Annotated in this window: 11 protein-coding genes and 1 pseudogene; 11 read left to right on the top strand and 1 reads right to left on the bottom strand. The window is 63.8% G+C overall.

Annotated elements, in window-relative coordinates:
• The first annotated feature begins 51 nt into the window (after window positions 1-51).
• From AB4Y73_RS10010 to AB4Y73_RS09960, 11 genes and pseudogenes are all read left to right on the top strand, one after another.
• Complete coding sequence (locus AB4Y73_RS10010; protein WP_441871280.1) at window positions 52-1,242, top strand: ROK family transcriptional regulator; 1,191 nt, start codon at window positions 52-54, stop codon at window positions 1,240-1,242.
• A 130-nt stretch (window positions 1,243-1,372) separates the two neighbouring features.
• Window positions 1,373-2,929, top strand: coding sequence for a multiple monosaccharide ABC transporter ATP-binding protein (mmsA, locus tag AB4Y73_RS10005; protein ID WP_441871279.1), 1,557 nt, complete (start codon window positions 1,373-1,375; stop codon window positions 2,927-2,929).
• A gap of 46 nt (window positions 2,930-2,975) precedes the next feature.
• On the top strand, window positions 2,976-4,259 hold the full coding sequence (mmsB, locus tag AB4Y73_RS10000) for a multiple monosaccharide ABC transporter permease (RefSeq protein ID WP_441871278.1): 1,284 nt from the start codon (window positions 2,976-2,978) through the stop codon (window positions 4,257-4,259).
• A 48-nt stretch (window positions 4,260-4,307) separates the two neighbouring features.
• Window positions 4,308-5,411, top strand: a complete 1,104-nt coding sequence (locus tag AB4Y73_RS09995; RefSeq protein WP_441871277.1) for a substrate-binding domain-containing protein — start codon at window positions 4,308-4,310, stop codon at window positions 5,409-5,411.
• Between the two features lie 162 nt (window positions 5,412-5,573).
• Window positions 5,574-5,789, top strand: a complete 216-nt coding sequence (locus AB4Y73_RS09990; RefSeq protein WP_441871276.1) for a hypothetical protein — start codon at window positions 5,574-5,576, stop codon at window positions 5,787-5,789.
• Window positions 5,790-5,791: 2 nt separating this feature from the next.
• Window positions 5,792-6,389 (top strand): annotated as a pseudogene (locus AB4Y73_RS09985) (ABC transporter ATP-binding protein).
• 34 nt (window positions 6,390-6,423) lie between these two features.
• Window positions 6,424-7,494 carry a Gfo/Idh/MocA family protein gene (locus AB4Y73_RS09980; protein ID WP_441871275.1) on the top strand — a complete coding sequence of 357 codons (1,071 nt, stop codon included), beginning with the start codon at window positions 6,424-6,426 and terminating at the stop codon, window positions 7,492-7,494.
• 125 nt (window positions 7,495-7,619) lie between these two features.
• Window positions 7,620-8,561, top strand: a complete 942-nt coding sequence (locus tag AB4Y73_RS09975) for a hypothetical protein (RefSeq protein WP_441871274.1) — start codon at window positions 7,620-7,622, stop codon at window positions 8,559-8,561.
• Window positions 8,562-8,651: 90 nt separating this feature from the next.
• Window positions 8,652-9,902, top strand: a complete 1,251-nt coding sequence (locus AB4Y73_RS09970) for a hypothetical protein (RefSeq protein ID WP_441871273.1) — start codon at window positions 8,652-8,654, stop codon at window positions 9,900-9,902.
• Between the two features lie 277 nt (window positions 9,903-10,179).
• Window positions 10,180-11,319: a serine/threonine-protein kinase gene (locus tag AB4Y73_RS09965; RefSeq protein ID WP_441871272.1), complete on the top strand. Its 1,140-nt coding sequence runs from the start codon at window positions 10,180-10,182 to the stop codon at window positions 11,317-11,319.
• Window positions 11,316-11,840, top strand: coding sequence for a hypothetical protein (locus AB4Y73_RS09960; RefSeq protein ID WP_441871271.1), 525 nt, complete (start codon window positions 11,316-11,318; stop codon window positions 11,838-11,840). The genes AB4Y73_RS09965 and AB4Y73_RS09960 overlap by 4 nt, the downstream gene beginning before the upstream one ends.
• Before the next feature lie 103 nt (window positions 11,841-11,943).
• On the opposite strand, the gene AB4Y73_RS09955 is transcribed toward AB4Y73_RS09960, so the two are convergent.
• On the bottom strand, window positions 11,944-14,163 hold the full coding sequence (locus AB4Y73_RS09955) for an NADP-dependent isocitrate dehydrogenase (protein ID WP_441871270.1): 2,220 nt from the start codon (window positions 14,161-14,163) through the stop codon (window positions 11,944-11,946).
• Window positions 14,164-14,227 lie beyond the last annotated feature (64 nt).

Here is a 14,227-nt window from a genome sequence, read left to right as displayed (position 1 = left end):
GTTGCGTTAACTTCTTGACCGCAGTAGCCAGAGTAGGGCAATCTTCTTTCTATGTCCCCCACACCGCGCTCGACGAAGAGCAGGCCACATAATCCGGGGTCCCAGTCCGCCCTCAGGCAGCTGAACAAGCAGCGGATCATCGAGACCCTGATGAGTGGCCCCTCCACCCAGGCCGAGCTTGCCCGGCAGACCGGGCTGTCCACCGCCACGGTCTCCAACATCGTCAGAATCATGCAGGACGCGGGGCTGGCGTCCACCGAGCCGATCACCAGTTCCGGCCGCCGGGCGCTCAATGTCCGGCTCAACAGCAACGGCGCAGTGGCAGTCGGCATCGACTTCGGCAGGCGGCACCTGCGCGTCGTCCTGGCTTCGCTGAGCTACCACGTCATCGCTGAGGAATCAGTGCTCCTTCCGCTGGGCCACCAGTCGGAGGAAGGCATCGACGCCGCCGTCCTGCTCCTTGACAAGCTGCTACTGGAAAGCGGAGTGGACCGTGCCGCCGTGGTGGGTGCCGGCGTCGGAATCCCGGGACCTATTGACCGGCGGACCGGCACCGTGGCTCAGGGTGCCATCCTTCCGGAGTGGGTGGGAATCAACATCCTGCAACACCTTGAAGAAACCCTCAAAATGCCCGTGTTCGTTGATAACGACGCCAACCTGGGCGCATGGTCTGAGGTCACATGGGGGCCCCACACAGGGGTCAGCAACCTGATGTTCCTCAAGATCGGATCAGGCATCGGCGCCGGCCTGATCCTCAACGGCGCGCCCTACTACGGCACCGTGGGCATCACCGGCGAAATCGGTCACGCCACCATCCACGAACACGGACTGGTGTGCCGTTGCGGCAACCGCGGCTGCCTGGAAACCATCGCCTCCACCACCACCATGATCGAGCTGCTCAGCCGGGGCGAGGACCCGCCTGCCAGCCCGGCGGACATCGTGCGGAAAGCGTTGGCCCGCGACCCTGCCACCTTGCGCGTGGTGGACGACGCCGGTTTGGCTGTCGGGCGCGCACTGGGCAATGTGGCCAACCTGATCAACCCCGAAGTGATTGTGGTGGGTGGCCCCCTTGCGGGGCTGGGCGACTTGCTGCTCGACCCCATCCGCCGGGGCTTGATCCGCCACGCCGTACCGGTGGTGGGCGAGACCACCACCCTGACGATGTCTTCCCTCGGGGACCGCGCAGAAGCCTTGGGGGCGGCGGCCCTGGTCTTCCAGCACGCCGGGATCCGCAGCACCTAGACCATTTTGTTATCCGCCAATTGCGTTAAAGACTTGACGACAACCGGTGTGATCCAGTTTACTTTTTCATCAGACGGCCCTGCGTTTTGCGGGGCGGACAACGAAGTCACTATTGGAGGCGTAAGGGCATATGACGTCCCATCCCACGCATACAGACCCCGTAATCCTGGAGATGCGCTCCATCACCAAGGAATTTCCCGGCGTCAAGGCATTGTCGGAAGTAAGCCTCAGCGTAAAGGCAGGCGAGATCCACGCCATCTGCGGCGAAAACGGCGCCGGCAAATCCACCCTGATGAAAGTGCTCTCGGGTGTCTACCCGTACGGCAGCTACGACGGCGACATCGTGTACCAGAACGAGGTCCAGCAGTTCCGGGACATCCGGGCCAGCGAGCAGGCCGGCATCGTGATCATCCACCAGGAACTGGCACTGATCCCCGAGCTGTCCATCATGGAGAACATCTTCCTGGGCAACGAACCCACCAAGCGGGGCGTGATCAACTGGGCCGAGGCCAGGTTGCGGTCCCTGGATCTGCTGGCGCGCGTCGGCCTCCGGGATGACCCGGACACCCCTATCAAGGAGATCGGCGTCGGCAAGCAGCAGTTGGTGGAGATCGCCAAGGCCCTGAACAAGTCCGTGAAAATCCTCATCCTGGACGAACCCACGGCGGCTTTGAACGAATCGGACTCCCAACACCTGCTCGACCTGATGCTGGGCCTGAAGGGCAGGGGCATCACATCGATCATCATTTCGCACAAGCTCAACGAGATCGAGCAGATCGCCGATTCCATCACCATCATCCGCGACGGCAAATCGATCGAGACCCTCGACGTCAAGGCCGACGGCGTGGACGAGGACCGCATCATCAAGGGCATGGTGGGCCGTGCCCTTGAATCGCGCTTCCCGGACCACACGCCCAAGATCGGCGAGGTGCTGTTCGAGGTCAAGAACTGGAACGTGGCACATCCGCAGATCCAAGACCGTATGGTTTGCAAGAACTCGAACTTCTTTGTGCGCCGCGGCGAGATCGTCGGATTTGCGGGGCTCATGGGCGCCGGGCGCACCGAACTGGCCCGTTCCGTCTTCGGCCGGTCCTACGGCCATTTCGTCTCCGGACAGATCTACATGCATGGCAAGGAATTAACACTCAAGAGCGTTCACCAGGCCATCGACGCCGGCCTTGGCTACGTCACCGAAGACCGGAAGTCGCTCGGCCTGAACCTGCTCGATGACATCAAAACAACCACGGTGTCAGCCAACCTGGAGAAGATCAGCAAACGCAGCGTGGTGGACACCAACAAGGAGTTTGCGGTTGCCGAGGAGTACCGGAAGTCCCTGCGGACAAAGGCCCCCTCGGTGCAGGAAGGCGTGGCCAAGCTGTCGGGCGGGAACCAACAGAAGGTGGTTCTGGCCAAGTGGATGTTCACGGACCCGGAACTGCTGATACTTGATGAACCCACCCGCGGGATCGATGTCGGAGCCAAATACGAGATCTACGGCATCATCCAGCAACTGGCCAACCAGGGGAAAGGCGTGATTGTGATTTCCTCCGAACTGCCTGAACTGCTGGGACTCTCGGACCGCATTTACACCATTTTCGAGGGCGCCATCACGGGCGTACTCGACAAAGAGGAAGCGAGCCAGGAAAGCCTGATGAAGCTCATGACCTCCGCCCGAAAAGCCGCCTAATCCTCTGGAGCCTTCCAGAATATTCCAGATACGAGGACCGAAAACAATGAACGCGCTCAAGAAACTCTTCGGTGGCGACACCCGCCAGTTCGGGATGATCTTTGCCCTAGTGGCTCTGATAGTTCTCTTCCAGTGGCTTACAGGCGGCATCACCCTCACCCCGGGCAACGTTATCAACCTCTTCAACGGAAACTCCTACATCCTTATCCTGGCCATCGGCATGGTGCTGGTCATCATCGCCGGGCACATCGACCTATCGGTGGGCTCGGTGGCGGCGTTCGTGGGCATGGTGGTGGCCATCTGCATGCGGGACTGGCACCTCCCCTGGTTCGTTGCGATCCTGCTGGGGCTGGGCCTCGGCGCCCTGATCGGCGCGTGGCAAGGCATGTGGACAGCGTATGTGGGCATACCAGCGTTCATTGTGACCCTGGCAGGCATGCTGATCTTCCGCGGTGCACAGCAGTTCGTTGGCCAGTCCAACTCGATTCCCGTCCCGAGGGAGTTCCAGTACATCGGCGCCGGCTACCTCCCTGAAGTAGGGCCGGACACTGGCTTCAACAACCTCACCGTGCTTCTGGGGCTTGCAGGCGTCGCGTTCGTGATCTTCGGAGAAGTCCGACGGCGGCGCACCGCCAAGGCGCTCGGCGCGGAGGTTTCGGAGACCTGGGTGAGCATCCTTCGGCTCGTCCTGATCTGTGGAGCCATCCTCTACGCAACGTACTTGTTCGCCACCGGCCGTCCCGGCACGTCTTTCCCGATTCCGGGCCTCATCCTCGCCGTCATGGTTTTGGTCTACGGCTTTATCTCTTCCAAGACCGTGGTTGGCCGCCACGTCTACGCCGTCGGCGGCAACCGCCACGCGGCGGAACTCTCAGGTGTGAAGTCCAAGAAGATCAACTTCCTGGTCATGATGAACATGTCCATCATCGCCGGACTGGCCGGAATGATCTTCGTGGCCCGCTCCACTTCTGCAGGCCCGTCGGACGGCACCGGCTGGGAACTTGACGCCATCGCCGCTGTCTTTATCGGCGGCGCGGCAGTCACCGGCGGCGTGGGTACCGTGATCGGATCCATCGTCGGAGGCCTGGTCATGGCCGTCCTGAACAATGGCCTGCAGCTACTCAGCGTAGGCGCCGACTGGCAGTCCATGATCAAAGGCCTGGTGCTGCTGGTGGCCGTGGCCATCGACGTCTATAACAAGTCGCAGGGCCGGGCGTCCATCATCGGGCTGATGATGAGGAACTTCAACCGCTCGTCGGGCGGCCCGGGCACACCGCTGCAGCCTGACGAGGTCACCTCCACCAGAGAAACCATTTCCAAGGAAGCCTGAGCACGTTAGCTTCCTGACCCAACACCCCAAAAGAAAGTGGACACAGAAATGCGAATGTTTGGCAAAGCAGGAAAGGCAGCAGCGGTAGCTGCGATCGCAGCGTTGGCGCTGACAGGCTGCGGACGTTCCGAACCAAGCACCTCGGGCGGCGGTGCCAGCGGGGGAACAGGCGGCTTCGCCCAGGACTCCGCGATCGGCGTTGCACTTCCCAAGAAGACCAGCGAGAACTGGGTTCTGGCGGAAAAGCTGTTCAACGACGGACTCAGCAGCGCCGGCTTCAAGCCGACCGTCCAGTTCGCCAACAACGGTGTGGCAGAGCAGCAAAACCAGATCAGCGCCATGATCGCCAAGGGCGCCAAGGTGATTATTGTGGGCGCCCTTGACGGCTCCCAGCTGGGTACCCAGCTCCAGCAGGCCAAGGATGCCGGGGCCACCATCATCGCCTACGACCGCCTCCTGCTGAACACCGCCAATGTGGACTACTACGTGGCTTACGACAACTTCAAGGTGGGCGTGCTCCAGGGGCAGGCCCTGTTGGACGGCATGAAGGCCAAGAAGCCCGCGGGTCCGTACAACATTGAGCTTCTGGCGGGTTCGCCCGACGACGCCAATGCGAAGGTCTTCTTTGACGGCGCCATGTCGGTCCTCAAGCCGAAGATCGACGACAAGACGCTGAACGTACTCTCCGGCCAGACCACCTTTGAAAAAGCGGTCACGCAGGACTGGAAGGCTGAGAACGCCCAGCGGCGGATGGATACCCTGTTGACCGGTTCATACGGTTCGGCCTCGCTGGATGGCGTCCTCTCACCGAACGACACTCTCGCCAGGGCTGTCATCACCTCAGTCAAGGCGGCCGGCAAGCCGATTCCTGTGGTCACAGGCCAGGACTCCGAAGTTGAGTCCGTGAAGTCGATCATGAATGGCGAGCAGTACTCCACCATCAACAAGGACACCCGCAAACTCGTTGAGCACGCGATCGTCATGGTCAAGGACCTCCAGGCAGGCAAGAAGCCTGAGGTCAACGATGACAAGTCGTACAACAACACGGTGAAGGTGGTTCCGGCCTACCTGCTTCCGCCGGTTATCGTGACCAAGGAGAACGTGAAGACGGCCTACGTGGACGATCCGGTTCTCGGCCCGATCACCAAGTAAGGCTGTTACCTAGTAACCTGCACCACCGGGCCCCGGCCCGCCGGCACCGGCGGACCGGGGCCTTTTGCTTACCCCCGGGCCCCAACCCTCTCGCACTTAACGCGGGTTTTGGGCCAACCCTCTCTCACTTAACGCGGGTTTTCCGCCACCCCTCTCGCACTCGTGCATTCACAGCTGGTAGTGGTGGCCATAGGCAGCGTGGTGGGTGCCGCCGTCGTGTCCTTCGCCAGCGGGGGCATCGCTTCCGCGCTGATCAGTTCCAGTTCAACAACGACGACGGCGGCCTCCACAGGGCGCGGCGTGGCCATCATCGGCGCGCTGATCCCGGCGCTGCTCACGGGGCGCATCCGTCCCATGGAAGTCCTGCGAGGAGAATAACCATGATCGAAGTCAAGAACCTGCTCCGCGCGTTCAACTCCGGCGACCGCACCATCAAACCTGTCACGACGTGAGTTTCGTCCTCGAACAGGGCACCCTGGCGTCCATCGTGGGCAAGAGCGGCAGCGGCAAGAGCACCCTGTTGTCCCTCCTCGGTGCGCTGGACAAACCCACCAGCGGAGACGTCGTCGTGAACGGCGTGAGCCTCTTCGGAATGCCGGACGGCAAGCTGACCGAGTACCGGCGTAGGGACATCGGCCGAGCGTATGCAGCGGGCGAAGGACCTGCTGGAGCAGGTACAGCTGGACCCGGAGAAGCAGGTGCGGCGCATCAACCGGCTGTCCGGCGGCGAGCAGCAGCGGGTGGCCATTGCCCGCGCGCTCGCCAACGAACCCAGCTGATCCTCGCGGACGAGCCCACCGGCAACCTCGATGAGCAGACCGGTGACCACATCATCGAGCTCCTCAACGCACTCAGCCGTAACCACAACACCACCATCCTGGTGGTCACGTACGACAGGGCGCTGGCCAACATGACGGACCCCCGCTTCGGCTCCAGCAGGGCAGGCTGACCGAAGAATCAGTCCGGGCCACGGTCTGACGCATTGGCTGTTTGAGGTGAGAGGATGGGCACCATGAGCGCGCTAATTGCCACGCCGTGGTTGTCCAGCCAGCCAGATCAGGACCCGCGGTCCGCCACCGGAAAGCCGTTGCGCTGGGGCGTCATCGCCACCGGCGGAATTGCCCGTTCCGTGTCGCGGGACCTGGCGCTGCTGGCCGATGCCGAGCTTTACGCGGTCAGTTCCCGCGGCCGCGACACGGCGGAGAGCTTCGCTACCGCCTACGGTTTCAGCCGGAGCTACTGGGACAACGACGGCGTCTCCGGCTACCAGCACTTGCTTGCCGACGACGCGGTGGACGTTGTCTACGTCGCCACACCACACGCACAGCACCACCAGATCGTCCTGGCGGCGCTGAATGCCGGCAAGCACGTCCTGTGCGAGAAGGCCTTTACCATCAATGCACGCGAAGCCAGCGAGCTTGTGGCCGTGGCGCGCGAACGGAAGCTCTTCCTGATGGAGGCCATCTGGAGCCGGTTCCTGCCGGGGATGCAGCGGGTTTTCGAGATCGCCGCGTCCGGAGAACTGGGTGATGTGCACTGGGTGACCGCCGACTTGGGCTTCCCCGCCCCGTACTCCCGGACCTCAAGGCTCTGGGCGAGGCAGGACGGCGGCGGTGCGCTCCTGGACATCTCCGTCTACCCGTTGCTGTGGGCCTTGGGGACGTTAGGGTTCCCCCAGACCGTCAGTGCCGCCGGTTTCATTAACGACGACGGCGTGGACGCCCAGAATGCGTTGACGCTCGGCTACAACCACGGCGCCCAGGCCCAGCTGACGTCGTCGCTCCTGGCGTTCGGCCCCCGGACCGCCACCGTCGCGGGAAGTTTGGGCTACCTGCAGAGCGTCGGTTCCATCAACAACCCGCGGGAACTGGCGATTGGCATCGGCCTTGGCGAGGTGCGCAGCGAGCCGTGCGACGTCGTCGGCCTCGGCTACACGTACGAGCTCCGCGAGGTGACGCGCTGCATCCAGCAGGGTGTCACGGAAAGTCCGGTCATGCCGTTGGAAGATTCCCTCAACACCATGCGCCTCTTCGACGGTGTCCGCGGACAGCTGGGAGTCAGCTACCCGAACGACGCCCACTAGTGGCGGCATCGTGCAGATAGTAAGTTTGCTTGATTTATTTTCCGTTTTTCCTAGACTCGCTGCCGGGAGCGGTCTTAGGCTGTAGCCATCGTCGGTCTCAACGGTACGTACTGGGGGTGGTACGCGTGGCAAAGGTTGGTTCGCCATGGCGCCTGCTCCGCCCGCTCTTCCTCGCAGGAGCGGTAACCGCCACCTGGCTGACCCTTTCATCATCCGCGGCAACGGCCGACACTTCCACGGACTCCGGCTCCCTGCTCGGCGGGGTCACCTCCTCCGTTTCGGCGCTGGCGGCTCCGCTGACTGGTTCGGCTTCCCCCGCGGCTCCTGCTGCCGCGGAAAGTCCCGCCGTGCCGGCGGCCACTCCCACAGGTCTCCTGCAGCCCTTGGTTGGCGGCCTGACAGGCACCGCAGATCAGTTGGTGGCGGCCGTCCCGGTTGTGAAAAGCATCGTTCCTTCAGGAGCAGTTTCCACGGTGGCCGTTCCTGTTGCCGCCGTGGCCGATGACGTTGCCGCCGGAGTTGTCGATGTTGCTGTTCCTGCGCTCGTCAAGGCGGCTCCCATTCTGGAACCAGTCGTGGAGCCTGCTGCCGGCCTCGTAACGGGCGCGGCTCCTTTGCCTGCTGTTCTGCCCAGCGTTCTGGATACTCCGGGCGACCTGCCGGAGACATTGGTGCCGGACGCAGCGGCGCCGCAGACAGACTCCGGCGAAGCGGCACCGGCTGTCCCTGAGCAGGCGGAACCTGCCGTGGATGAGGCTGCGGATACTGCAGAACCATCGCTGGCCCGTCCCGGTTCCGACGCCGCAGCAACACCCGGCGCATCACTTCAGCAGGCTGCCACGGGCGCACCGTTGACTGTAGACCCGTTGCCCACGCCGGTTCCGGCACCGGCAGTTCCTGGTTCGGGCGCAGGCGGCGGCGCATCGCCGTCGGGCCCATCAGGCGCTGCCGCGTGGCTCGCTGACTTCGATCTGGACCTTCCATTGGCGGGTAACTGCCCCATCAGTGGCGCATCCGAGGATGCACCCTCGCCGGTGTCATTCGACCCCGGTTCCTCTCCTGACTAGTTGAGCCCCCTTCTGCCTTTTGATGGCAGAAAACGGCCACCGGGTCGCTGCACGCGGCGCCCCACATCAACTTCTCAGGAGACAACCATCATGCATTCAAATCTACGCAGAGGGCTGCTTGGCACCCTCTTTGCCGGCGGGCTCCTGGCCTTCGGCGCCACCGCGGCCAACGCCGCGGACACAACGAGCGGACCGGACCTTACGGCCTCCGCACTGGTCTCAGCGGCGACATCCGCAAACACGACGACGTTGGGCCTGCTGGGTGGCTCAACGCAGTCGGACACCACGGATGTCGCCGCTGCGCTAGACGTCAACCTGGGCCTTGGGAACGGCGTCCTTGGCGGCGGTGGGGGCGCCACTGACGCTGGCACAACCGCCGACGTGGCTGCCGCAGCCGACGTCAACCTCGGCGGAACCAACGGCCTCCTGGGCGGCACCAACGGCACGACCGACGCCGGCACCACCGCCGACGTGGCTGCGGCAGCCGACGTCAACCTGGGCCTTGGGAACGGCGTCCTCGGCGGCGGGGGCGGCGCCACTGACGCTGGCACTACCGCCGACGTGGCTGCCGCAGCCGACGTCAACCTCGGCGGAACCAACGGCCTCCTCGGCAGCACCAACAGCACCACTAACGCCGGCACCACCGCCGACGTGGCTGCCGCAGCCGACGTCAACCTCGGCGSARCCAACGGCCTCCTCGGCAGCACCAACAGCACCACTAACGCCGGCACCACCGCCGACGTGGCTGCCGCAGCCGACGTCAACCTCGGCGGAACCAACGGCCTCCTGGGCGGCACCAACGGCACGAACGACGCCGGCACCACCGCCGACGTGGCGGCCGCCGTCAACGTCAACCTCGGCGGGACCAACGGCCTGCCCGGCAATGCCGATAGCGGCCTGGATGCCGCAGCTAATCTCGGTCTGGGCCTCGACACTTCCGGGCTTTTGAATGATGCTGCCGTGGGCGTCGGTGGATCCGTGATCATCGGCGGATCCACGGATAGCGCCGAGACTCCGGGCACGACGGATCCGGCTACGACGGATCCGGGTACCGGTATGACGGGCGGCAGTGACACTCCGGCTGACGGAGCGGAAACCCCGGGTACCGCAACCAACACAACTGCCACAACCCGGTCTGCCGCTACAGGCTTCACCGTATTACCTGCCGGGACCATCACCGGTGCCCTAACCACCGGAGAAGGTTCCGCAGCAGCAACCGCACCCGTCAAGGACGGCAGTAAATCGCTGGCCAAGACCGGCGTGGACGCCTCGCTGATCCCGCTCGCGCTGATACTCCTGGTAGCCGGCGTGCTGCTGCTCAGGCGGCGCCGGACCTCCTAAGGTCAGTTCTCCGGAGGAATCTGGAGCACACGAACCGATCCATCCGCCGTCCAACCGTTCGCGCTACAGGCGAGCGGTCAGAAAGGAGGTGGGCCACAGCAGAACCCCATCACCAGCACTCATCCTTGTTACCGAGGGTCCGGCTGGGAAGTCCCTACAACTTCCCAACCGGGCCGTCGGTGTGCGCCACGGCCAAAGGGCAGTAGCCTTAGCTTCTGGGTTTGGCCGGTATAATTTGGCGTACAACAGTGCCGCAGCGCACCGGGAGGAACGGGTCATGGTGGCGGAATCGCCTAGCTCCATCAGGGATGAAGTGGTCGGCGGACGGTACCGTTTGGGTGAGGTGGTTGGCCGCGGCGGCATGTCCACCGTTTACTGTGCCCATGACGCCAATCTTGGCCGGGACGTAGCCATGAAACTCTTCGCTCCACAGGCACCGGACGCAGACGAACTTAAACGCCAGGAAGCCGAAATCCAGCTTCTGGCAACACTTAATCACCCCAGCCTGGTCACCCTGTTCGATGCCGGCATTGATACGCGGCTACCGGACGAGCCTAGGCCGTTCCTGACCATGGAACTGGTGGAAGGGCAGGACCTTCGTAGCCGCATCAGGCACAGCCCTGTTCCCTTGGATGAGCTGGCCGTGATCGGGGCGGGCATCGCCGATGCCCTGGCCTACGTACACAGCCTGGGCGTCATCCACCGCGACATCAAGCCCGGCAATATTCTCCTGGTGCAGATCCGTCCGGGCGAGCCCCTGCGGCCCAAGCTGACGGACTTCGGCATAGCCAGGATCGTGGACTCAACACGGCTCACCGCCACCGGAACCATGGTGGGCACCGCGGCGTACCTGAGCCCGGAGCAGGCATTGGGTTCGCCGTTGTCTCCCGCCACGGACATTTACTCCTTCGGACTCGTCCTGCTGGAGTGCATCAAGCAAACAATGGAGTATCCGGGTAACGCTGTCGAGTCGGCCGTGGCACGGCTGCACCGCTCGCCCGACATTCCGGACGATGTCCCTTCCGAGTGGGCCGATCTGATCCGCTCCATGACGGCTATCGAACCCTTGGAACGTCCCGCAGCTGCCGACGTCGAAACCGTGCTCCGTAAGGCGTTGGTCTCGCCGGCATCCACTCCTGGTGAACTCGCGCCTGAGACCACCCGGGTGCTCCCGGCCATGCCTTTCAGGCCGCCCTCCATCGCTGTCACCGCCGAATCTGAGCTCCCTCGCCCGCGCCGCCGGGGAAGGCGATTCTGGCTTGCCATAGTCCTGGGGCTTCTCGCCATTGTGGCTGCCGCAACGGCACTGACGGTCAGCCTCGCCTCACAGCAAACGCCCGATGTCGTCCCCTACCCCACCGTCACCGGCAGCTTGGGTGACCATCTCCAGGAACTTCAGAAAAGCGTGGAACCATGATTACGGAGCAGAACGGCGGCTGGGGCCGCAACGCTTTCCGCTGCGTCTCAGTAGCCTCTGCAGCCCTTGTGTTGTCAGGGTCCTTGGCCGCATGCGGTCCTGCGGACTCGGGCCTGAAGAAGGACACCGCGGCGCAACTCCAGCAACGCGTCCTCAACGTCAGCCAGGCGGCCGCGGGCAATGATCCAACCGGTGCTCTAAACGCCTTGGAAGCCCTCGAGACGGACCTCGCTGCGGCCACCAGCAAAGGAACCGTGTCCGACGACCGCCGGCGCTCGATTACGACGGCGGCTGCCGCGGTACGCGCCGACCTCAACGAAGAACTGGCAGCGGCCGCAGCCGCCGCCAAGGCTGCTGAGGATGCCGCCGCGGCACAGCGGCAGGCCGAAGCGGATGCCGCCGCCAAGGAGGCCAGCAACGCCCCCACCCCGGCCCCTGTTGTGCCCGCACCCGCGCCTGTGCCCGCGCCGAAAAACAGCAACAGCGGAAACAACGGCAAGGGTAAGGGCAAGGACGGCTAACTCAGCCGTCCTGGTCCTGCACACGCCAACAAACAAGAAACGCGGCGCCCTGGTTTCCCGGGGCGCCGCGTCTGTGTTCCACGCCTCTGAGGGGCGATGTCTCTTAGTTCAGGGTCGCGATGACCTTGTTCAGCGTGACGGAGGGGCGCATCACAGCCGAGGCCTTGGCCTCGTCCGGACGGTAGTAGCCGCCGATGTCCACCGATGAGCCCTGCACCGCGGCGAGTTCGCCCACGATCGTCTCCTCGTTGGATGCCAGTTCGCCGGCAACAGCCGAGAACGAGGCCGCGAGCTCGGCATCCTCGGTCTGCTTGGCCAGTTCCTCGGCCCAGTAGCGTGCCAGGAAGTAGTGGCTGCCGCGGTTGTCCAGCTCGCCTGCGCGGCGGCTCGGGGACTTGTTTTCCAGCAGGAAAGTGCCGGTTGCCTTGTCCAGGGTGTCGGCCAGGACCTGCGCGCGGGCGTTGTCCGTGGTGGTGGCCAGGTGCTCGAAGCTCACTGCCAGGGCCAGGAACTCGCCCAGGCTGTCCCAGCGGAGGTGGTTTTCCTTGAGCAGCTGCTGGACGTGCTTCGGGGCGGATCCGCCGGCGCCGGTCTCGAAGAGTCCGCCGCCATTCATCAGCGGAACCACGGAGAGCATCTTGGCGCTGGTTCCGAGTTCCAGGATGGGGAAGAGGTCCGTCAGGTAGTCACGAAGCACGTTGCCGGAGACGGAGATGGTGTCCTCACCCTTGCGGATGCGCTCCAGCGTGAAGGCGGTGGCCTTCTCCGGGGACATGATCTCGATCTGCAGGCCGTCAGTGTCGTGGTCCTTAAGGTATTCGTTGACCTTGGCAATGAGGTTGGCATCGTGAGCGCGGGTCTCATCAAGCCAGAACACTGCGGGTGTCTTGGACGCACGCGCACGGGTCACGGCAAGCTTGACCCAGTCGCGGATGGGGGCGTCCTTGGTCTGGCAGGCGCGCCAGATGTCACCGGGGGCAACATCGTGTTCGATCAGCACGTTGCCGGAGCCGTCAACGATCTGAACCTTGCCGGCTTCCTGGATTTCGAACGTCTTGTCGTGGCTGCCGTATTCCTCGGCCGCCTGGGCCATGAGGCCGACGTTCGGGACGGTGCCCATGGTGGTGGGATCGAACGCGCCGTTGGCACGGCAGTCATCCACCACAACCTGGTAAATACCGGCGTAGGAGCTGTCCGGGAGGACTGCCAGCGTGTCGGCTTCCTTGCCGTCCGGGCCCCACATGTGGCCGGAGGAGCGGATCATGGCCGGCATGGACGCGTCCACAATGATGTCGGAGGGCACGTTCAGGCTGGTGATGCCCTTGTCCGAGTCCACCATGGCCAGGGCAGGGCCTTCGTCGAGACCCTTCTTGATAAGTGCCTGGACGCCTTCGCGCACGTTCTCCGGCAGGTCCTCAAGGCTGCTCAGGATCGCAGCGAGGCCGTTGTTGGCACTAATACCCGCGGCGGCGAGCTGCTTGCCGTAGGTCTCAAAGAGTTCGGAGAAGTACGCCTTCACCACGTGCCCGAAGATGATGGGGTCCGAGACCTTCATCATGGTGGCCTTCAAGTGGGCGGAGAACAGGACGCCTTCTTGCTTGGCGCGGGCAACCTGGGCTGCCAGGAACTCGTCGAGCTCGGCTGCGCGCATCACGGTGCCATCGATGACTTCGCCGGCCAGGACCGGGAAAGCCTTCTTCAGGACCTTGACCGAGCCGTCTTCGCGGACCAGCTGGATGGCGATGGTGCCGTCAGCTTCGATGACCACGGACTTCTCGTTGGAGCGGAAGTCGTCCTTGCTCATGGTGGCCACGTTGGTTTTGGAGTCAGCGGACCAGGCACCCATGGAGTGCGGGTTCTGCCGGGCGTAGTTCTTCACGGACAGCGGCGCACGGCGGTCCGAGTTGCCTTCACGCAGGACCGGGTTCACGGCGGAGCCCTTGATCTTGTCGTAGCGCGAGCGGATGGCCGTCTCCTCGTCGGAGGACGGGTTGTCCGGGTAGTCCGGCAGGTTGTAGCCCTGGCCCTGGAGCTCGGCGATCGCGGCCTTGAGCTGCGGGATGGATGCACTGATGTTGGGGAGCTTGATGATGTTGGCTTCCGGCGTCTTCGCCAGTTCACCGAGTTCAGCAAGGGCGTCACCGGTCTGCTGCTCCGGGGTGAGGTAGTCACCGAACACGGAGATGATGCGGCCTGCGAGCGAAATGTCACGGGTCTCCACCTCCACACCTGCAGTCGAAGCAAATGCCTCGATGATCGGCAAGAACGAATAAGTAGCCAGCATCGGCGCTTCGTCGGTGTGGGTATAGATAATCTTGGACATGCGCGGGCGTCTCCCTAGAGGTCGGCTGTTTGGAAATTTGGTCTATTTCACCACGCCTAACTTA

This window comes from Pseudarthrobacter sp. TAF60_1 (assembly GCF_052113505.1).
Lineage (GTDB): Bacteria > Actinomycetota > Actinomycetes > Actinomycetales > Micrococcaceae > Arthrobacter.
Note: the sequence above shows the minus strand (reverse complement) of the source record. Positions and strands in the feature narration are given on the sequence as shown.

Bases quoted from the DNA above. Each gene is read 5' to 3' on its own strand.
- AB4Y73_RS10010 (WP_441871280.1), top strand. From the start codon at position 52: ATGTCCCCCACACCGCGCTCGACGAAGAGCAGGCCACATAATCCGGGG.
- mmsA (WP_441871279.1), top strand. From the start codon at position 1,373: ATGACGTCCCATCCCACGCATACAGACCCCGTAATCCTGGAGATGCGC.
- mmsB (WP_441871278.1), top strand. From the start codon at position 2,976: ATGAACGCGCTCAAGAAACTCTTCGGTGGCGACACCCGCCAGTTCGGG.
- AB4Y73_RS09995 (WP_441871277.1), top strand. From the start codon at position 4,308: ATGCGAATGTTTGGCAAAGCAGGAAAGGCAGCAGCGGTAGCTGCGATC.
- AB4Y73_RS09980 (WP_441871275.1), top strand. From the start codon at position 6,424: ATGAGCGCGCTAATTGCCACGCCGTGGTTGTCCAGCCAGCCAGATCAG.
- AB4Y73_RS09965 (WP_441871272.1), top strand. From the start codon at position 10,180: ATGGTGGCGGAATCGCCTAGCTCCATCAGGGATGAAGTGGTCGGCGGA.
- AB4Y73_RS09960 (WP_441871271.1), top strand. From the start codon at position 11,316: ATGATTACGGAGCAGAACGGCGGCTGGGGCCGCAACGCTTTCCGCTGC.
- AB4Y73_RS09955 (WP_441871270.1), bottom strand. From the start codon at position 14,163: ATGTCCAAGATTATCTATACCCACACCGACGAAGCGCCGATGCTGGCT.